At 71.6% G+C, this 18,833-nt stretch carries 17 protein-coding genes and 1 pseudogene; 14 read left to right on the plus strand and 4 right to left on the minus strand.

Annotated features, from left to right (window positions below):
- The first annotated feature begins 164 nt into the window (after positions 1-164).
- Positions 165-890, plus strand: coding sequence for a class I SAM-dependent methyltransferase (locus P2Q00_RS00810; protein WP_275768488.1), 726 nt, complete (start codon positions 165-167; stop codon positions 888-890).
- 325 nt (positions 891-1,215) lie between these two features.
- A complete protein-coding gene (locus tag P2Q00_RS00815) occupies positions 1,216-1,653 on the plus strand; it encodes an SMP-30/gluconolactonase/LRE family protein (RefSeq protein WP_425579680.1) in 438 nt (145 codons plus the stop codon).
- On the opposite strand, the gene P2Q00_RS00820 is transcribed toward P2Q00_RS00815, so the two are convergent.
- Positions 1,654-2,244 (minus strand): TetR family transcriptional regulator, encoded by a 591-nt coding sequence (locus P2Q00_RS00820; RefSeq protein ID WP_275768490.1) that lies wholly within the window; start codon positions 2,242-2,244, stop codon positions 1,654-1,656.
- A 98-nt stretch (positions 2,245-2,342) separates the two neighbouring features.
- On the opposite strand from P2Q00_RS00820, the gene P2Q00_RS00825 reads away from it, so the two are divergent.
- The 9 genes from P2Q00_RS00825 to P2Q00_RS00865 all read left to right on the plus strand — a co-directional run bounded on the left by P2Q00_RS00825 (position 2,343) and on the right by P2Q00_RS00865 (position 13,545).
- The gene (locus tag P2Q00_RS00825) at positions 2,343-3,062 is read left to right on the plus strand and encodes an NADPH-dependent F420 reductase (RefSeq protein ID WP_275768492.1); all 720 of its coding nucleotides are present in this window, start codon (positions 2,343-2,345) and stop codon (positions 3,060-3,062) included.
- Positions 3,063-3,075: 13 nt separating this feature from the next.
- On the plus strand, positions 3,076-3,831 hold the full coding sequence (locus P2Q00_RS00830) for a dienelactone hydrolase family protein (RefSeq protein WP_275768493.1): 756 nt from the start codon (positions 3,076-3,078) through the stop codon (positions 3,829-3,831).
- Between the two features lie 50 nt (positions 3,832-3,881).
- Positions 3,882-4,715, plus strand: a complete 834-nt coding sequence (locus P2Q00_RS00835; protein WP_275768494.1) for a M55 family metallopeptidase — start codon at positions 3,882-3,884, stop codon at positions 4,713-4,715.
- Complete coding sequence (locus tag P2Q00_RS00840; RefSeq protein ID WP_275768496.1) at positions 4,708-6,012, plus strand: M20/M25/M40 family metallo-hydrolase; 1,305 nt, start codon at positions 4,708-4,710, stop codon at positions 6,010-6,012. Before P2Q00_RS00835 ends, P2Q00_RS00840 begins: the two co-directional genes overlap by 8 nt.
- Positions 6,013-6,017: 5 nt before the next feature.
- Complete coding sequence (locus P2Q00_RS00845; RefSeq protein WP_275768497.1) at positions 6,018-7,982, plus strand: S9 family peptidase; 1,965 nt, start codon at positions 6,018-6,020, stop codon at positions 7,980-7,982.
- Complete coding sequence (locus tag P2Q00_RS00850) at positions 7,979-8,902, plus strand: S66 peptidase family protein (protein WP_275768499.1); 924 nt, start codon at positions 7,979-7,981, stop codon at positions 8,900-8,902. Before P2Q00_RS00845 ends, P2Q00_RS00850 begins: the two co-directional genes overlap by 4 nt.
- Before the next feature lie 147 nt (positions 8,903-9,049).
- Positions 9,050-10,822: a CocE/NonD family hydrolase gene (locus tag P2Q00_RS00855; protein WP_275768501.1), complete on the plus strand. Its 1,773-nt coding sequence runs from the start codon at positions 9,050-9,052 to the stop codon at positions 10,820-10,822.
- A 146-nt stretch (positions 10,823-10,968) separates the two neighbouring features.
- The gene (locus tag P2Q00_RS00860; RefSeq protein WP_275768502.1) at positions 10,969-11,532 is read left to right on the plus strand and encodes a GNAT family N-acetyltransferase; all 564 of its coding nucleotides are present in this window, start codon (positions 10,969-10,971) and stop codon (positions 11,530-11,532) included.
- 84 nt (positions 11,533-11,616) lie between these two features.
- Entirely contained in the window at positions 11,617-13,545 is a 1,929-nt protein-coding gene (locus tag P2Q00_RS00865) for a DUF5107 domain-containing protein (RefSeq protein ID WP_275768503.1), read from the plus strand.
- 6 nt (positions 13,546-13,551) lie between these two features.
- Here the strand turns inward: P2Q00_RS00865 and P2Q00_RS00870 are convergent, their stop codons facing one another.
- The gene (locus tag P2Q00_RS00870; protein ID WP_275768504.1) at positions 13,552-13,899 is read right to left on the minus strand and encodes a VOC family protein; all 348 of its coding nucleotides are present in this window, start codon (positions 13,897-13,899) and stop codon (positions 13,552-13,554) included.
- A 148-nt stretch (positions 13,900-14,047) separates the two neighbouring features.
- Here P2Q00_RS00870 and P2Q00_RS00875 point away from each other — a divergent pair, with 148 nt between their 5' ends.
- From P2Q00_RS00875 to P2Q00_RS00885, 3 genes are all read left to right on the plus strand, one after another.
- Positions 14,048-14,227 (plus strand): hypothetical protein, encoded by a 180-nt coding sequence (locus P2Q00_RS00875; RefSeq protein WP_275768506.1) that lies wholly within the window; start codon positions 14,048-14,050, stop codon positions 14,225-14,227.
- Between the two features lie 29 nt (positions 14,228-14,256).
- The gene (locus P2Q00_RS00880) at positions 14,257-16,113 is read left to right on the plus strand and encodes a transketolase (protein ID WP_275768508.1); all 1,857 of its coding nucleotides are present in this window, start codon (positions 14,257-14,259) and stop codon (positions 16,111-16,113) included.
- A gap of 156 nt (positions 16,114-16,269) precedes the next feature.
- Positions 16,270-16,953, plus strand: coding sequence for a GvpL/GvpF family gas vesicle protein (locus tag P2Q00_RS00885; protein ID WP_275768510.1), 684 nt, complete (start codon positions 16,270-16,272; stop codon positions 16,951-16,953).
- Positions 16,954-16,960: 7 nt separating this feature from the next.
- Here the strand turns inward: P2Q00_RS00885 and P2Q00_RS00890 are convergent, their stop codons facing one another.
- Together P2Q00_RS00890 and P2Q00_RS00895 are read right to left on the minus strand one after the other, a co-directional pair.
- Positions 16,961-17,782 (minus strand): class I SAM-dependent methyltransferase, encoded by an 822-nt coding sequence (locus P2Q00_RS00890; RefSeq protein ID WP_275768511.1) that lies wholly within the window; start codon positions 17,780-17,782, stop codon positions 16,961-16,963.
- A gap of 101 nt (positions 17,783-17,883) precedes the next feature.
- Positions 17,884-18,810 (minus strand): annotated as a pseudogene (locus P2Q00_RS00895) (diacylglycerol/lipid kinase family protein); the annotation flags it as partial.
- Positions 18,811-18,833: the final 23 nt, after the last annotated feature.

Below are 18,833 nucleotides of genomic sequence, written 5' to 3' on the forward strand. Positions count from 1 at the left end.
CGCTGACCGCACACCAGGGGCGTGAGAGGCGCCCGGGGGCGCACGCCGCTCGAATGCGGAGTGAAGGAATGCGCGACGCGCTTGTAGCCGTGACCAGGGCGCGGTAGACCGTACTCGCCCGTCACTTGAGACGGACCCGTACGTCGCACCCTGGGGAGTCGGTCATGAGCGTGACGAGTCGGTACCGGGAGGCCTGGGAGGGCTTCTGGCGTGAGGCCCCCGAGGAGCAGGGGGCCGTGTTCTGGGACGCGGAGCCGGCCCTGACCGTCGGCATACACCTGGGCCTGTTCGAGCCGCACCTCGCCGACCCCGGTCTGGCGATGGTGGACCTCGGCTGCGGCAACGGCACCCAGACCCGTTTCCTCGCCGACCGCTTCAGGCGCGTCGTCGGCGCGGATCTGTCCGCCGCCGCCCTCGACCACGCCCAGCACGCCGACCCCGCAGGGCAGGCGACGTACCGCGTGCTGGACGCCGTCGAGAAGAGCGAGACGGAGACGCTGCACGCCGAACTCGGCGACGCCAACGTCTATATGCGCGGCGTCCTCCACCAGGCCGAACCGGACGACAGACAGCCCATGGTGGACGGGCTCGCCGCGCTCGTCGGCGAGCGGGGCCGGGTCTTCCTCGTCGAACTCTCCGAGGCCGCCAAGCCCCTGCTGATGGGTCTGGCGCAGAGCCCCACCGGACCGCCGCCCAAGCTCGCACCGATCTTCCAGCACGGCATCGCCCCCGGTGAAGTGGCCGACGACGCCGTGCCCGAATATCTGCGTGCGGCCGGTCTCACCGTCCTGGCGAGCGGTGAACTCCCGCTGGCCACCACGGAGTTCGGACCTGACGGCAACCGGATCGAGCTGCCGTCGAAGTGGCTGGTGGCCGGGCGCGCCATGTGACGGGGGTGGTGGTCGGGGTTCAGGGAACCCCCAGAGGCACCGGTTCGTTGTCAACTCGCCGAATGGCCAACGTAGTTGTTGCGGCAGTTGTCAACGAAACCGATGCCATGGAGGCCTTCGCTCATGCCCCCCACCCGCTCCCCGACGGCTGGCTCCCCGAAGGCATCACGATCGGCAGCAAGCCGTACGCCTCCTGACCACGCAGCAACTGACCGAAGAAACCGGGCACTTCATCAACGACGTCGCCCTGCTCGGTGACCGCGCCTGGTTCACCGACTCGCGCGACGCAGTCCTGTACGGCGTACCGCGCGGCCGCGACGGCGAGGTGCGTGCCCTGCCGCTGACCGGCGACTGGGTGCAGACGCCCGACGTCACCAACGCCAACGGCATCGTCCCCACCCCCGACGGCCACGGCCTGATCGTCGTCAGCAGCACGCCCGGCAAGCTGTACAACGTCAGCCTCAGGACCGGGTACGCCACGGAGATATCCCTGGTGGGCGCGGACACGGTCGTCAACGGCGACGGCCTGTGGCGCATGGGCCGCACGCTCTACGTCGTACAGAACCGCCTGAACCTGATCAGCGTGTTCGACCTCGACGCCAGGGCCACCACGGCCACCCTGCGCCGCACGATCACCGACCCGCGCTTCGACGTCCCCACGACTGCCGCTCAGTTCGGCGGTCGTCTGTATCTGGTCAACGCCCGATTCACCAGCCCGCAGACACCGGAGACGACGTTCAACGCGATCGCCGTCCCCCTCTGATCACCCCGCCGCGAGCGACGCGAACGCCTCGTCCAGCAGCTCGACCAGGTTCAGGCGGCCGTCCGAGGCGAGCCAGTGGTCGAGGGCGACGTTCAGGCAGTCCAGGGCGGCGGCAGCCCGTACCGACTGGGCGAGCGTCGGCCCGTCGGTACCGGCGCGTTCGGCGAGGGCCCCGGACAGGGCGGGGCGCCAGCTGTACTGCTTCTCCAGGTGCCGGGCGCACAGGGCCGGGGTGTCGCGGACCAGCCGGGTCGTCTCCAGGGAGCCGGCCGGGTCCACGCGATACCGCTCGATCACCGTGTCCAGGGCGTGCCGCAGGGCCGTCCACTCGTCCTCCTCGGCCGGGCGGGCACGCAGGGCGTCGGCGACCCGCCGGTCCTGCCCCTCGAAGGCGCCGAGGACCGCGTCCTCCTTGGTGCCGAAGTAGCGCAGGAAGGTGCTGCGGGACACCCCGGCGGCCGCCGCCAGGTCGTCGAGGGTGACCTTGTCGAAGCCTTCCCGGCGGAACAACTCGAAGGCCACCTGGGCGAGTTCGGCCCGCACGGCGGCCCGGGCGATGTCCCTCGTCTTCGTGCGCGCTGCTCCGGTCACTCGCCGATCCTAACCTTCCGCCGACCCTGGCTTGCAGTGTCGAAACCCAGTGGCTAGCGTGACACTCAGTTTCACATACGACGCGGAGGTGCGCCACGGTGAGCAGGACTCTTGGAATCATCGGCAGCGGCATGATCGGCGGTGCGGTGGCCCGGCTGGCCGTCGCCGCCGGACTGGATGTCGTCCTCAGCAACTCGCGCGGCCCCGAGACGCTCGCCGATCTTGTCGGCGAGCTGGGTGCACACGCCCGTGCGGCCACGCCCGCCGAGGCCGCACGCGCCGCTGACCTGGTCGTGGCCACCGTTCCCCTGAAGGCCTACGACCGCCTCCCTGCCGACGCTCTGGCGGGCCGGACGGTGATCGACACGATGAACTACTACCCGGACCGCGACGGCCGCCTCGGCGAGCTGGATGCGGGCGAGCTGACCTCCAGCGCCCTGGTGCAGCGGCAGCTGGCAGGCTCCCGGGTGGTCAAGGCGTTCAACAACATCGACTTCCGGCGGCTGTTCACCAGCGCCCGCCCGGCCGGCGCCCCCGACCGCAGCGCCCTGCCCGTCGCGGGAGACGACCCGGCGGCCAAGGCGGAGGCCGCCGAGCTGCTGGATCTCCTCGGCTACGACGCGGTGGACATCGGCACGCTCGCCGACAGCTGGCGCAGCCAGCCGGACACCCCGGTGTACGTACAGCCGTACATGGCGGAGCGGCCGGAGGGGCTGAGCCAGGAGGACGGCGCGCGCTGGTTCTTCGAGACGCCCGGCATCCCGGTCTCCGCCGCCCGTGTGAAGGAACTGACCGACGCCGCGACCCGAGAGAACTGAGAGACACCGTCCCATGACCGCCGTACAGGGAACATCCGTCGACATCCCGACCCCCGACGGAACCGCAGACGCCTACCTCGCCCACCCCGACGACAACACAGCACACCCCGCCGTCCTGCTCTACATGGACGCCTTCGGCCTGCGCCCCCACCTGATGTCGATGGCCGACCGCCTCGCCTCGGCCGGTTACACGGTCCTGGTCCCCAATGTCTTCCACCGCTCCGGCCGCGCACCGCTCGTCGAACTCCCCGAGTTCATCAACCCCGCCGAACGCCCGGAGATCATCCAGCAGTTGGGCCCGCACGCGCGCACCCTGACCCCGGAGGCCGCCATGCGGGACGCCGCCGTCTACCTCGACTGGCTGACAGAGTCCCCGCTGACCACCGACGGTCCGGCGGGCGTCACCGGCTACTGCATGGGTGCGGGCCTTGCCCTGCGCACGGCAGGCACCTACCCGGACCGGGTCGCCGCCGCAGCCGGTTTCCACGGCGCGTACCTCGCGACCGACGCCCCCGACAGCCCCCACCTGCTCGCCGACCGCATCACCGCCGAGCTCTACTTCGGCCACGCCGACCAGGACGCCACCAACCCCGCCGAACAGATCGACCGCCTCGACAAGGCGCTCACCGCGGCCGGGGTCCGTCATCGCGGCGAGGTGTACGGCGGGGCGCATCACGGCTTCACCCAGGCCGACACCGCGATGTACAGCGCCGAGGCGACCGAGCGGCACTGGGCGGCGCTGCTGGAGCTGTTCGGCCGCGCGCTCTGACTCCTTGGCTTCCTGGCCCGTTCCCCTCGTGGCGCGTAACGTGACGGACCATGAAGATCCTGATCAGCGCCGACATGGAGGGTGCCACTGGGGTGACCTGGCCGGCCGACGTGCTGCCGGGGACACCGCAGTGGGAGCGGTGCCGCTCGATGTTCACCTCGGACGTCAACGCCGCCGTGCTGGGGTTCTTCGACGGCGGGGCGGACGAGGTCCTCGTCAACGAGGCCCACTGGAGCATGCGCAATCTGCTGCTGGAACGGCTGGACGAGCGCACCGAGATGCTCACCGGGCGGCACAAGTCCCTCTCCATGGTGGAGGGCGTGCAGCACGGCGACGTGGACGGCATCGCCTTCGTCGGCTATCACGCGGGCGCCGGCATGGAGGGCGTCCTCGCCCACACCTACCTCGCCAACTCCATCACCGGGGTCTGGCTGAACGACGTACGGGCCAGTGAGGGGCTGCTCAACGCACACGTCGTCGCCGAGTACGGGGTGCCCGTCGTCCTCGTCACGGGTGACGACGTGGCCTGCGAGGACGCCCTCGGGTACGCGCCCGAGGCGCTGAAGGTCGCGGTCAAGGACCATGTGTCGCGGTACGCGGCCGTGTGCCGCACCCCGGCCAGGACCGCATCCGACGTCCGGGCCGCCGCCAAGGAGGCGGCGCGGCTGGCGGTGCGTCACCAGCCAGTCCAGGCAGGGCCGTTCACCGTCGCCCTCGAATTCGACGCCGAGCATCTCGCCATGGCCGCCACCGTCGTGCCGGGCGTCGGCCGGACCGGGGAGCGGAAGGTGGCGTACACCAGCGGGACGATGTACGAGGGGATCCGTACCTTCAAGGCGGTCACCACGATCGTCTCGGCCGCAGTGGAGGAGCAGTATGGCTGACCAGCAGGCTCTGGACGAGGTAGTCCGGTTCACCTCCGACCTCATCCGTATCGACACCAGCAACCGCGGCGGCGGCGACTGCCAGGAGCGGCCCGCCGCCGAGTACGCGGCCGAGCAACTGGCGGGGGCCGGACTCGAACCCGCTCTCCTGGAGCGCACCAAGGGGCGGGCCAATGTCGTGGCCCGTATCGAGGGGACCGACCCGTCCGCCGACGCCCTGCTCCTCCACGGTCATCTCGACGTCGTGCCGGCCCGGGCCGAGGACTGGAGCGTGCACCCCTTCTCCGGGGAGATCCATGACGGGGTCGTCTGGGGGCGTGGTGCGGTCGACATGAAGAACATGGACGCGATGATCCTCGCCGTCGTACGGGGCTGGGCGCGGGAGGGCGTGCGGCCCCGGCGTGACATCGTCGTCGCGTTCACCGCCGACGAGGAGGACAGTGCCCGGGACGGCTCCGGGTTCCTCGCCGATCGGCACGCGGGGCTCTTCGAGGGGTGTACCGAGGGTGTCAGCGAGGCGGGGGCCTTCACGTTCCACGACGGCAGCGGGCGGCAGATCTATCCGATCGCGGCCGGTGAGCGCGGTACGGGCTGGCTGAGACTCACCGCGCGCGGACGCGCCGGACACGGCTCCCAGGTGAACCGGGAGAATGCCGTCACCCGCCTCGCCGCCGCCGTCACCCGCATCGGTGAGCACCAGTGGCCGCTGCGGCCGACTCCGACCGTGCGTGCGGCCCTGAACGAACTCGCCGCGCTGTACGGCATCGAGGACGGCCTTGACGATGTGGACCGGCTGCTCGCGAAGCTCGGCCCGGCCGCCAAGCTCGTCGAGGCCACCGTCCGCAACAGCGCCAACCCGACCATGCTGGACGCCGGTTACAAGGTCAACGTGATCCCGGGGGAGGCCGTCGCGTACGTCGACGGGCGGTATCTGCCCGGCGGCGAGGACGAGTTCCGCACGACCCTCGACCGGCTCACCGGACCCGACGTGGAGTGGGAGTTCCACCACAATGAGGTGGCCCTCCAGGCGCCGGTGGACTCGCCGACGTACGCGAAGATGCGTGCCGCCGTCGAGGAGTTCGCGCCCGAGGGGCACGTGGTGCCGTACTGCATGTCGGGCGGCACGGACGCCAAGCAGTTCGCGCGGCTAGGCATCACCGGCTACGGGTTCACACCGCTGAAGCTGCCGGAGGGCTACGACTACCGGGCCATGTTCCACGGGGTCGACGAGCGGGTCCCGGTCGAGGCGCTCCAGTTCGGTGTCCGCGTCCTCGACCGCTATCTGCGGACGGCCTAGGCGAGTTGGGGGAGAACGTGCAGACGCTGCCGTACGGTTCCTGGCCCTCGCCCATCGACGCGGCGCTCGCCGCTACGCACGACGGGCACCCCGAGTACGTCGGCTTCGTCGGCGACGAGGCGTGGTGGACCGAGCCGCGGCCCGCCGAGGGCGGCCGTCGAACCCTGGTGCGGCGGAGTGCCGACGGCCGGCAGGAGCAGGTGCTGCCCGCACCCTGGAACGTCCGCAGCCGCGTCATCGAGTACGGCGGACAGCCCTGGGCCGGGACGGTCGTGGACGGCCGGCCGCTCGTGGTGTTCGTGAACTTCGCTGACCAGCGGCTCTACCGGTACGAACTCGACGGCGAACCACAGCCGTTGACCCCCGTCTCCCTCGTGGGCGGCGGACTGCGCTGGGTGGAGCCGCAGTTGCTGCCCGGGCGCGGTGAAGTGTGGTGCGTGCTGGAGGAGTTCACCGGTGACGGCCCCACCGATGTGCGCCGCGTTCTGGCTGCGGTGCCGCTGGACGGTTCGGCGGCCCAGGACCGGGATGCCGTACGCGAACTCACCGACGACCGGCACCGGTTCGTCACCGGTCCCCGCCTCTCGCCCGACGGGCGGCGCGCGGCCTGGCTGGCCTGGGACCATCCCCGTATGCCATGGGACGGCACGGAGCTGATCGTCGCCGACGTCGGTGACGACGGCACCCTGCGGCAGGCGCGTACGGTCGCCGGGGGACCGGACGAGTCGATCGCCCAGGTGGACTGGGCCCCAGACGGCTCCCTCCTCCATGCCAGCGACCGCACCGGCTGGTGGAACCTCTACCGCGACGGCACCCCGCTCTGCCCGCGCGAGGAGGAGTTCGGCGGGCCGCTGTGGAAGCTCGGGCAGAGCTGGTTCGCCCCGCTGGACAGCGGCCTGATCGCCGTCGTGCACGGCCGGGGCGCCACCGTGCTCGGGATACTGGACCCGGAGACCGGCGAGGTCGTCGACGCGGCCGGTCCGTGGACCGAGTTCGGGCCCACCCTCGCGGTGCACGGCGAGCGGGTGGTCGCCGTCGGGGCCAGCCCGCGCACCGGCTACGAGGTGGTCGAGCTCGACAGCCGCACGGGACGGGCCCGCGTGATCGGCGCCGAGCACGAGGACTCCGTGGACCCCGCCTGCTACCCCGAGCCCCAGATCCGCACCTTCACCGGACCGGCCGGACGCGACATCCACGCGCATATCTACCCGCCCCACAACCCCCGCTGCGTCTCGCCCGGCGACGAGCTTCCGCCGTACGTCGTCTGGGCGCACGGCGGCCCCACCAGCCGGGCGCCGCTCGTGCTCGACCTGGGGATCGCCTACTTCACCTCCCGGGGCATCGGCGTCGCCGAGGTCAATTACGGCGGCTCGACCGGGCACGGGCGTGAGTACCGGGGCCGGCTGCGCGAGCAGTGGGGCGTGGTCGACGTCGAGGACTGCGCGGCCGTCGCCCTCGCCCTCGCCGACGAGGGCACCGCCGACCGCGACCGCCTCGCGATCCGCGGCGGCAGCGCGGGCGGCTGGACCGCCGCCGCCTCCCTCGCCGCCACCGATGTCTACGCCTGCGGCACGATCATCTATCCCGTACTCGACCTGGCCGGCTGGGGCGCGGGGGAGACCCACGACTTCGAGTCGCAGTACCTGGAGACCCTGGTCGGGCCGCGCGCCGAGGTGCCCGGCCGGTACACGGAGCGGTCGCCCGTCGAGCACGCCGACCGCATCACCGCGCCCTTTCTGCTGCTGCAGGGCCTGGACGACGTGATCTGCCCGCCCGCGCAGTGCGAACGGTTCCTGGCACGGATGGAGGGCAGACGGGTGCCGCACGCCTACATCGCCTTCGAGGGGGAGGGGCACGGATTCCGGCGGGCCGACACCATGATCCGGGTCCTGGAGTCCGAACTCTCCCTGTACTCCCAGGTCTTCGGGCTGAATCCGCACTCCATCCCCATCCTGGAGCTGACCAAATGAGAGAACTCCTGCGGCCGTCCCGGCTCGCCCCCGGCGCCCGGGTGGCCGTCGTCGCGCCCAGCGGGCCGGTGCCGGAGGAGCGGGTGCAGGCCGGGCTCGATGTGCTGCGGGGGTGGGACCTCGACCCGGTGGTGGCACCCCATGTGCTGGACCGGCACGGGGAGTTGGGCTATCTGGCGGGCACGGACGCCGACCGGGCCGCCGATCTGCAGGCCGCCTGGTGCGACCCGTCGGTGGACGCGGTGCTGTGCGCCCGGGGCGGGTACGGGGCACAGCGGATGGTCGATCTGCTCGACTGGGAGGCGATGCGGGCCGCCGGGCCGAAGGTGTTCGTAGGCTTCAGCGATGTCACCGTGCTGCACCAGGCGTTCGCCACGCGGCTCGGCCTGGTCACGCTGTACGGGCCGGCGGCCGCGGGCGTCGACTTCATCAAGAACGCGCGGGCACAGGAACACCTGCGGGCCACCCTGTTCGCTCCCGAGTCGGTCCGCACCGTCACCTCCGGCGGCACGGCGCTGGTCCCCGGCCGGGCCCGGGGCGTCACGCTGGGCGGATGCCTGAGCCTGCTCGCCTCCGACCTCGGCACGCCGCACGCCCGGGCCGGCGCCCGCGGCGGCCTGCTGCTGATCGAGGACGTCGGCGAACAGGCGTACCGCATCGACCGGATGCTCACCCAACTCCTGCGCACCGGCTGGCTCGACGGTGTCGCCGCCGTCGCGCTCGGTTCGTGGGACAGGTGCGGTCCCTACGAGGCGCTGCGTCCCGTCCTCGTCGACAGGATCGGCGGCCTCGGAGTCCCCGTCGTCGAGGAGTTCGGATTCGGCCACTGTGCCGGGGCTTTGACCATCCCCTTCGGTGCGACGGCCGAGCTCGACGCCGACGCGGGTACCTTGACGCTCGACCGGCCCGCCCTCCGCTGAAACCGTATTCACTGAATATCCGTCAGGAACACTCGTCTGGGCGATTGACCATGGTTGACACGTGTCACACCATGACAACCGGTCATAACTTACGGGTCGGTAAGGAGGGCTGTCCTGAGTTGGAGGCCCCTGAGTGTGGAGGTCTCAGTGTCCCGACGCGTGTTCAGAACCCGAGCTCCGCTCGCCCTCGCCCTGGGCGCGGCGCTCGCCGCCCCCCAGGCACTCACCGCTCCCGTGGCCGCAGCAGGCCGATACAGCGTCACCGCACTGAAGTTCACCGTCCAGGCGGGCGGCCGCAGCTGCACGGTCGACGCCGACCTGTACCGCCCGGCGGGCGTCGACAGCGCCCACCGCGCCCCCGCCGTGCTCGCCACCAACGGCTTCGGCGGGAGCAAGTCCGAGAACTCGACCGCCGGCATCGGCAAGGCCTTCGCCTCGCGCGGCTATGTGTCCCTGATCTACTCCGGGCTCGGCTTCGGCAACTCCGGCTGCCTGATCTCGCTCGACGACCCGGGCATCGACGGCACGGCCGCCTCCCGGCTGATCGACTTCCTGGGTGGGAAGCGCGCCGCCGACGACGGCACCAGGGCCGACTTCGTCACCCTGGACGGCACCGGCGACCCGCGGGTCGGCATGGTCGGTGGCTCGTACGGCGGGGCCATCCAGCTGGCGACGGCCGCCGTCGACCACCGCGTGGACGCGCTGGTCCCCCTGAACACCTGGAACAACCTCGCCTACGCACTGGACCCGAACAACGCCGACGGCACCGTCCCCGGTGCCTTCAAATGGCAGTGGACCAACGGGTTCTACCTCATGGGCGAGAGGCAGCTGCTGGCACAGCCGAACCTCGACCCGTCCCGGATCAACTCCCTCACCTGTCTGCATTTCGTCACCAAGGTCTGTGCCACCATCCGCGCGCTGAACTCCGGCAGCTACCGCGCCGGCCCGACCGCCGAGCTGCTCGCCTACCTCCACAGCGTCTCCCCGGCGTCGTATCTGAACCGGGTCGAGGCACCCACCCTGCTGGTCCAGGGGCAGGTCGACAGCCTCTTCAACCTCAACGAGGCGACAGCGACGTACAGGACACTCAAGGCCCAGGGCACACCCGCCAAGATGATCTGGCAGTCCTGGGGGCACAGCGGCGGAGTCACCGATCCGGCGGACGGTGAACTCAACCTGATCCAGGGCGACTTGGACAGAAGCTATGTCGGCAGGCGGATCCTCTCCTGGTTCGACCGCTATCTGCGCAGGCAGCACACCGACACCGGACCGGCCGTCGCCTACTACCGCGACTGGATCACCGACCCCGGCCACAGATACGCCACGGCCGACCGTCTCCCCGCCCTCGGTCGGACGCTCTACCTGTCCGGTGACGGCAAGCTCGTCGACAACAGCACGAAGGTGGCGCGCGGCAGCCGTACGTACGCCAATCGGCTGACCCCGACGAGTCATTCGGAGAGCTCGCTGGCCGCGATCGCCGGGGTGCAGGACCCGGCGCCGTTCGACACCGAGGGCACCTACCTGGGCTGGACCGGCGAACCGCTCACCCGCACCGTCGACGTCGTCGGCGCGCCCCGGGCCACGCTCCGGGTCGTCTCCCCGCAGGCCGCGCGGAGCCGGCACTCCGACAATGCCGCCGACCGGCTCGTTCTGTTCGCCAAGCTGTACGACATCGCGCCCGACGGCACCAAGACGCTGGTGCACCGGCTGGTCGCACCGGTCCGGGTGCCGGACGTGACCAGGAGCTTCACCGTGACCCTGCCGGGCATCGTGCACCGGTACCAGAAGGGGCACCGGCTGCAATTTGTGATCGCGGCGAGCGACGACGCGTACTTCGGCAACCGGGGGATCAAGAGGGTGACCGTGGTCAGTGCGCCGGGGGACGCCGGGGTGCTGGAGCTGCCCGTGCTCGGTGGCTGAGGCACCCTGCGGGTGGGCGGCACCGTGCGTAACGGGGTCCAGGGTCGTCTTTTGGCTGCGGCATCGTCGTGGCTGGTCGCGCCCACGCGGCGGAGCCGCATATCGATACAGCCCCGCGCCCCTTCGGGGCGCCGTAGGGTGGCGGGATGCCGCACACCGCATCCGGTTTCCTTGCCGAAGGCCCCCGCGTGGGTATACGTCACTTCGCCTACGAGGACGGTGCCGAGTTCACCGCCCGTGCCCGCGAGAGCAAGGACCTGCACCACCCGTGGCTGTTCCCGCCGGACACCGCGGGTGCGTACACCGCGTATGCGGGCCGGCTGATCGAGGACCCGACCAAGGCCGGGTTCCTCGTCTGCGAGAAGGGCGGCGCCGAGGGCGACGGAGCCATCGCCGGGTTCATCAACATCAACAACATCGTCGAGGGCGGCTTCCAGTGCGGTGCACTCGGCTACGGCGCCTTCGCGCATGCCGTCGGGCGCGGGCTGATGCGGGAGGGGCTGGACCTGGTGGTGGGGTACGCGTTCGGGCCGATGCGACTGCACCGGCTGGAGATCAACGCCCAGCCGCAGAACGCCGCCTCGATCGCCCTGGCCCGCTCCTGCGGCTTCCGTCTTGAGGGCTTCTCACCGAAGATGATCTACATCGACGGGGCCTGGCGGGATCACGAGCGCTGGGCGATCACCGCCGAGATGCGGGCCCGAAGCTGACCTCTGCCGGGTCGGGGCTCCCGTCCGGCTTTGCGGAATCCTGACCGGTACGTCCCCTGGTCAGCTCATGGGCGAGCGGCTTCCATGGTGATCGTGACGACCATCCGACGTGAGGTACTGACGTTGCCCGCCGCGGAGTTGGGGCCGGACAATCCACTGCCCCCGCTGCGGCTGCTGCACGAGGTCCACCGCATCGACGACCGCGACCGGGACGAGCTGCCGCGGGACATCGCTCGGCAGGCGGGCTACGAGCCGCTGCGCAGCCTGCTGCCGGTGCGGGTCCGGGACGGGTACGGCAGGGCGCGCGAGCCCCGGGAGCTCGACGCCCTGGTGATCGAGAACGAACGGCTGCGCGCCACCGTACTGCCCGGTCTGGGCGGTCGTGTCGCCTCCCTCTTCCACAAGCCGACCGGCCGCGAACTCCTTTACCGCAACCCGGTGTTCCAGCCCGCGAACTTCGCCCTCAACGGCGCCTGGTATTCCGGCGGCATCGAGTGGAACATCGGCGCCACCGGCCACACCACCCTCTCCTGCTCCCCGCTGCACGCCGCCCGCGTCACCGCCCCCGACGGCGGCGAAATGCTCCGCCTGTGGGAGTGGGAACGCCTGCGCGACCTGCCCTTCCAGATCGACCTCTGGCTGCCGGAGGACTCCGACTTCCTCTACGTCGGCGTCCGCATCCGCAACCCGCACGAGCGGCCGGTGCCGACCTACTGGTGGTCCAACATCGCCGTACCCGAGGAGCGGCGGGTGCTGGCGCCTGCGGAGAAGGCCTGGCAGTTCGGGTACGAGCGGCGTCTGCAGAAGGTGCCCGCACCGTCGTGCGCTGCGATACAGCAACTCCCTTACGTCGCCGACTACTTCTACGACCTGCCCGACGCGCGACGTCGCTGGATCGCCGCCCTCGACGAGGACGGGCACGGGCTGGTGCAGACCTCCACCGATCTGCTGCGCGGACGCAAGCTCTTCGTCTGGGGGAAGGGGCCCGGCGGGCGCCGCTGGCAGCAGTGGCTCACCGAACCCGGCGCGGGTGGCTACTGCGAGATCCAGGCCGGGCTCGCCCGTACCCAGCTGGAGCATGTACCGCTGGAGGCGGAGAGCGAGGTGTCGTGGCTGGAGGCCTACGGCCCGCTGAGCTCACCGGAAGCCGCCGACGCGGTGGAAGCGCGCCTCGAAGCCGCCCTGCCGCGCGCCGACGTCGACGCCGCCCACGCCGCCTGGAAGCCGCACGCCGACACCGAACCCGGTGAGGTCCTCGCCGTCGGCTCCGGCTGGGGCGCGCTCGAAGTGCTGCGCGCCGACTGGAAGTTGCCCGGCACTCCCTTCGGCGAGAGCACGCTCGGCGAGGCGCAGGAGCCCTGGCTGCAACTGCTGCGCGCCGGATCCTTCCCCGAGCCGCGCCGGGTGCGGCCGCCCGGCGGGACACTGGTCGCCCCGCACTGGCGGGACATGCTGGAGACCGCGCCCGCGACCCCGCTCACCGAGTACCACCTCGGAGTCGCCCAGTGGCACGGCGGCGACCGGGCGCAGGCGGTGCGCAGCTGGGAGCGGGCCCTCGAACTCGCCCCGTCCCTCTGGCCGTTGCTCCGCTGTCTTGCCGTCGCCGACCAGGAGAGCGGCAACCACGAGCGGGCCGCGGACCGGTACGCCGACGCCTTCGACGACCTGTGCCACGAACGGCGCGACAACGGCGCGTCCTGGACGGCGGCCACGGCCGCGCTGGGCCGCGAGGCCATCGAGGCCCTGCTCGCCGTACGCCGCACGGCCGAGGCGCGCGGCATCTGGGAGCGGCTGCATCCGGGGACCCGGGAGCGCGGCCGGTTCCGGCTGATCGAGGCCGGGCTGCTGCTCGCGGAGGGGCAGCCGGAGGCGGCGCGGGACCTCTTCCGCGCGGGCTTCGAGGTCGCCGACCTGCGGGAGGGCGCGGAGGCCATCGGCCGCCTCTGGGCGAGGCTCAGCGACGAGCCGCTCCCGGCGCACTACGACTTTCGGATGCGGCCGCCGGAGGCGTAGGGACCACTACTGGTTGCGGTCCACGTACTCGTACACCGTCCCGTCCGGGTGCATCGCGAGCAGATTGCGGCCCCCCGGCGTCTCCACCGGGCCGGCGAGGATGTGCGCGCCGAGGCCGCTGAGCACCTGGTGGGCCTCCTCGACGTCCTTGACGGCGATCGTCGCGGAGACCTTGCGCAGCAGGTCCAGCTCTTCCGCGGGGCCGCTCATCAGCAGAAAGCAGCCGATGGCGGCCACCTGGACACCACCGCGTTCGAAGCGGAGGGCTCTGCCGCCCGCGAGTCGTTCGTAGAAGGGGACCGCGGTCTCCAGGTCGTCGACGCATACGCGCAGCGTGGCTCCCAGAATGTCCATGGGGACGAGCCTAGTTGGGGCGGCCGGGCGAGGAGATCGCTTCCGATCGTTTCGGGCGGTCCCGTACTCCTCCACATCGTCCGCCCGAAGTGTCAGTCCGTGGCCGGGCCCGGCCGACGGGTGCACCGTAGACGGAGACGACGGGGCGGTGGAGTTTCATCGCGGCTCCCGGGCGTGCGGGCTGGTGCGCTCCGGGTACCCGGCGCCCGGAGCGGAAACCGGCGGACGTTTGGCGGCTCTGACCAGGGGGACGCGGAAGGCTCCGTACGACGTCATCCTGCTGAACCCGGCCGACTACTTCCCGTATCTGATCGTGCGGTCCGTGTGACGCCCCCACACCCCCGCGGAAGGAGACTCATGAACACCGCCGAACTCGTCGAGCTCGCCCAGCAGTTGCGTGTGGACAGTGTGCGCGCGGCCGACGCCGCGGGGTCCGGACACCCGACGTCCTCGATGTCCGCCGCGGACCTGATGGCCGTACTGCTCGCGAACCACCTCCGTTACGACTTCGACCGGCCCGCCCACCCCGGCAACGACCGCTTCGTGCTCTCCAAGGGCCACGCCTCGCCCCTGCTCTACGCCGCCTACAAGGCGGCCGGCGCCATCGAGGACGGCGAGCTGATCACCTTCCGCAAGCTGGGCAGCCGGCTGGAGGGGCACCCGACGCCGCGCAGGCTGCCATGGGTCGAGACGGCCACCGGGTCGCTCGGCCAGGGGCTGCCCGTCGGCGTCGGCATCGCGCTGGCCGGCAAGCGGCTTGACCGCAGTGGGTACCGGGTGTGGGTGCTGTGCGGGGACAGCGAGCTGGCCGAGGGGTCGATCTGGGAGGCCGCCGAGCACGCGGCGTACGAGCATCTGGACAACCTCACGGCGATCGTCGACGTGAACCGGCTGGGACAGCGCGGACCGACCCGGCACGGGCATGACCTCGACGCCTACGCCCGCCGCTTCCGGGCCTTCGGCTGGCACACCGTCCAGGTGGACGGGCACGACGTGTCTGCCGTCGACCGCGCGTACGGCGAGGCGGTCTCGACGACCGGGCAGCCGACCGTGATCCTCGCCCGCACCCTCAAGGGCAAGGGCGTCGCCTCCGCCCAGGACCGTGAGGGACTGCACGGCAAGCCCCTGCCCGACGCAGACGAGGCGATCGCCGAACTCGGCGGCCCCCGCGACCTCCGTGTCCACGTCCACGAGCCGACCGCCACCCGCATGCTGCACGCCGTGCGCGCCGGGCACCTCGAACTGCCCCGCTGGGACAAGGGAACCGACGGGAAGGAGGTCGCCACCCGCGACGCCTACGGGCAGGCGCTCGCCGCGCTCGGTACCGGGCGCGGCGACATCGTGGTCCTCGACGGCGAGGTCGGCGACTCCACACGGGCCGAGTTCTTCGCCAAGGAGCACCCCGACCGGTACTTCGAGTGCTACATCGCCGAGCAGCAGATGGTCGCGGCGGCGGTGGGCCTCGCCTCGCGCGGCTGGGTGCCCTACGCCGCCACCTTCGCGGCCTTCCTGACGCGCGCGTACGACTTCGTGCGCATGGCGTCCGTCAGCGGCGCCGGCATCAACCTGGTCGGCTCGCACGCGGGCGTCGCCATCGGCCAGGACGGGCCCTCCCAGATGGGCCTGGAGGACCTGGCGATGATGCGGGCGGTGCACGGCTCGACCGTGCTGTACCCGTGCGACGCCAACCAGACCGCGCAGCTCGTCGCCGCGATGGCGGGCTGCGAGGGCGTCCGGTATCTGCGCACCTCGCGCGGCGGGAGCAAGGTGATCTACGGCCCCGAGGAGGAGTTCCCCATCGGCGGCAGCAAGGTGCTGCGCTCGTCCGCCCACGACCGGCTGACCCTGGTCGCGGCGGGCGTCACCGTGGCCGAGGCGCTGGCCGCCGCCGACGCGCTGAACCGCGACGGCATCCAGGTCCGCGTCATCGACCTCTACTCGGTCAAGCCCGTCGACCGCCGCACCCTGCGCCGGGCCGCCGAGGACACCGGCTGCCTGGTCACCGTGGAGGACCACCACGAGGAGGGCGGCCTCGGCGACGCCGTCCTGGACGCGTTCCTCGACGGGCGTCCCGTGCCGCGGCTGGTGCGCCTGGCCGTCCGTACGATGCCGGGCTCGGCCGCCCCGGACCAGCAGCTGCACGCCGCGGGCATCGACGCCGAGTCGATCGCGGCGGCCGGGAAACTGCTGGTGGAGGGGGCGGTCGTGCGGTGAGGGGCGCTGCCGTACGGCTTGCTCGAAGCCCGAAGAGGAGGAGACTGAAGAACCGGATCAGCCCGCTCGACATTGAACTCCTCACCGTCAAGCCGCGGCTCGCCGTCGCCTCCGTCGAGTTGCCTGAGCGGCCGGCCGCTCCCAGGAGGAGGGCTCATGACCGGACTTCGGTACGTCTACGCCGTCTGCCGGCCCTTCGGCGCGGCCCTGCAGGCCCAGCTGACGGGCGTGGCGGGCGACCCGCCCAGAAAGCTGACCCATCACGGCCTCGTCGCCGTGGTCAGCCATGTGCCGGAGGAGGACTTCGCCGAAGCCCCGCTCCGCGCGCATCTGGAGGACCTGGACTGGCTCACCGGGACCGCCCGCCTCCACCAGAGCGTGATCGACGCGCTCACCGCCGTCACCACACCCCTGCCCCTGCGGCTGGGCACGGTCTTCCGGGACGACAGCGGCGTACGGGTCATGATGGAGGCGCGCGAGGACGGTTTCCGGCACGCCCTCGACCGGCTGGACGGGCGGGTGGAATGGGGCGTCAAGGCGTACACCGAAGCCGAGCCGTCCGAAGCGGTCAGGCCGGCGGAGCAGGCCGAGACCTTCGCGAGCCGACTGCACAAGACGCTCTCCTCGTACGCCGAGGATTCCCGGCTGCACGCCCCGCAGAATTCCGTGCCGTCCGGAGCGCCGGTCCGGAACGTGCTCAACGCCGCCTATCTGGTGCCGCGCGGCGACTCCGAGGAATTCGTGGAACTGGTGGACCGGGCGAAGAACGACGTACCGGGAATGCACGTCGAACTCACCGGCCCCTGGGCGGCCTATTCCTTTGTGGAGGAGGGGCCGTGACCGTCGTTCAGGCTTCCTTGCGGCACAGGATCTCGCCGTGCAGGACGCTGAACCAGCCGTCCTCCTGCTCTCCCCACTGCCGCCAGGCGTCCGACACCTCCCGCAGCTGCTCCACGGTCGCGTGCCCGCCCGCCGTGGCCCGCTCCGCGTACGCCGAAGCCAGTGTCCGGTCCGCCCACAGCCCGCTCCACCACGCCCGCTCCTGCGGCGTCGAGAAGGTCCAGGTGCCGGAGGTGGTGGTGATGTCGGTGAGTCCGGCCCGCAGTGCCCAGGACTTCAGCCGCCGGCCGGCGTCCGGCTCGCCGCCGTTGGCGCGGGCCACCCGTCGGTAGAGATCCAGCCAGTCGTCCATCCCCTGGGACGCGGGATACCAGGTCATGGCCGCGTAGTCCGAGTCGCGGACGGCGATGAACCCGCCCGGCTTCGTCACCCGCACCATCTCGCGCAGCGCCTGCACCGGATCGCCGACGTGCTGCAGCACCTGGTGCGCGTGGACCACGCAGAACGTGTCGTCCGGATGGTCCAGGGCGTGTACGTCCGCGACCGCGAAGTCGACGTTCGTCAGGCCCCGTTCGGCGGCCGTGGCCCGAGCCTGGTCCAGGATCCCCGGCGCGTGGTCGACGCCGGTGACGTGCCCCTCGGGAACCAGTGCCGCCAGGTCGGCGGTGATGGTGCCCGGGCCGCAGCCGATGTCCAGGATCTTCATGTGGGGCTTCAGGGAGCCGAGCAGATAGGCCGCGGAGTTGGCGGCGGTCCGCCAGGTGTGGGAGCGCAGCACGGACTCGTGGTGTCCGTGTGTGTAGACGGCGGTCTCCTGTGGCTTCGACATGGCTGAACTCCCCTGTTCGACGTGTCGACGGTACGGAATCACCGTACGCCTGCATGTCGAATGATGAGACCCCGAGTATTGCCATGTGGACTGACGGGGTATCAGGAAGGCGTGGTCGGGCGGTACACCGTGAGTGCCTCGGGCAGCTTCTCCAGCGTGATCTCGCTGTCCACCTCGGTGACTTCTCCGTCGTAGGCGAGGAGCGTGCCCGGCTCTACACCGGTCAGGTGCAGCCGGTTGACCTGGACCGCCGCATGGGCGGGGATGGGGGTCCCCCCGCTCGAGCGAAGCCGAGAGTGGGGGAGGGTGAGCGGTCCCGCGACGGCGGCGGCGAGCAGTCGCAGCGCGGGCCGGCGGCCGCCGTGCACCACCCGCACGTCGAACTGGCCGTCCGCGAGGTCGAGTCGGCGGCCGGGTGCGAGGCCCATCCGGTGGTAGGTGCCGTTGCCGACGAACAGCAGCCACAGCGGCCTCGCCCGGCCGCGGAACTCCGCCTCCAGCGGGTGCCGGTCGGCGCGCAGCACCCGCAGCGCCGCGAGCACTCCGGCCGGCCAGCCGCCGATCCGCTTCGACCAGCGGTCCCGTTCGCGCACGAGTTCCGGATAGGCGCCCAGGGAGCAGGCGTTGAGGAAGATGCCCTGCTTGCCGTCGCAGGCGAAGCGGCCGACGTCGACCTTCACGGCCTCGCCCCGCTGGACGGCCCGGGTCAGGTCGCGGGCGCCCTCCACGCCGAGGTCGTGGGCGAAGCGGTTGAGTGTGCCGCCGGGCAGGACCGCGAGGGGCACGTCGTGCCGCAGGGCGGTCTCGGCGGCCGCGTTGACCGTGCCGTCGCCGCCGCACACGCCGAGGACCTGCGCGCGGGCGGCCGCCTTCGCCAACTCGGCCCGTACGTCGGCCGGTTCGCACTCCACGACCTCGGCCCCGGGCAGACCGGCCTGCAGGGCGCGCACCCGGTCGGCGGTCCCCGAGGCGGTGTTCGCCACGACCACCAGCCCGGCGCCGTCCGGCAGCACCGGGACCTAGGCCCTGTCGTCAAATTCCCGCCTGCCCG

Source organism: Streptomyces coacervatus (genome assembly GCF_029223485.1).
GTDB classification, from domain to species: domain Bacteria; phylum Actinomycetota; class Actinomycetes; order Streptomycetales; family Streptomycetaceae; genus Streptomyces; species Streptomyces coacervatus.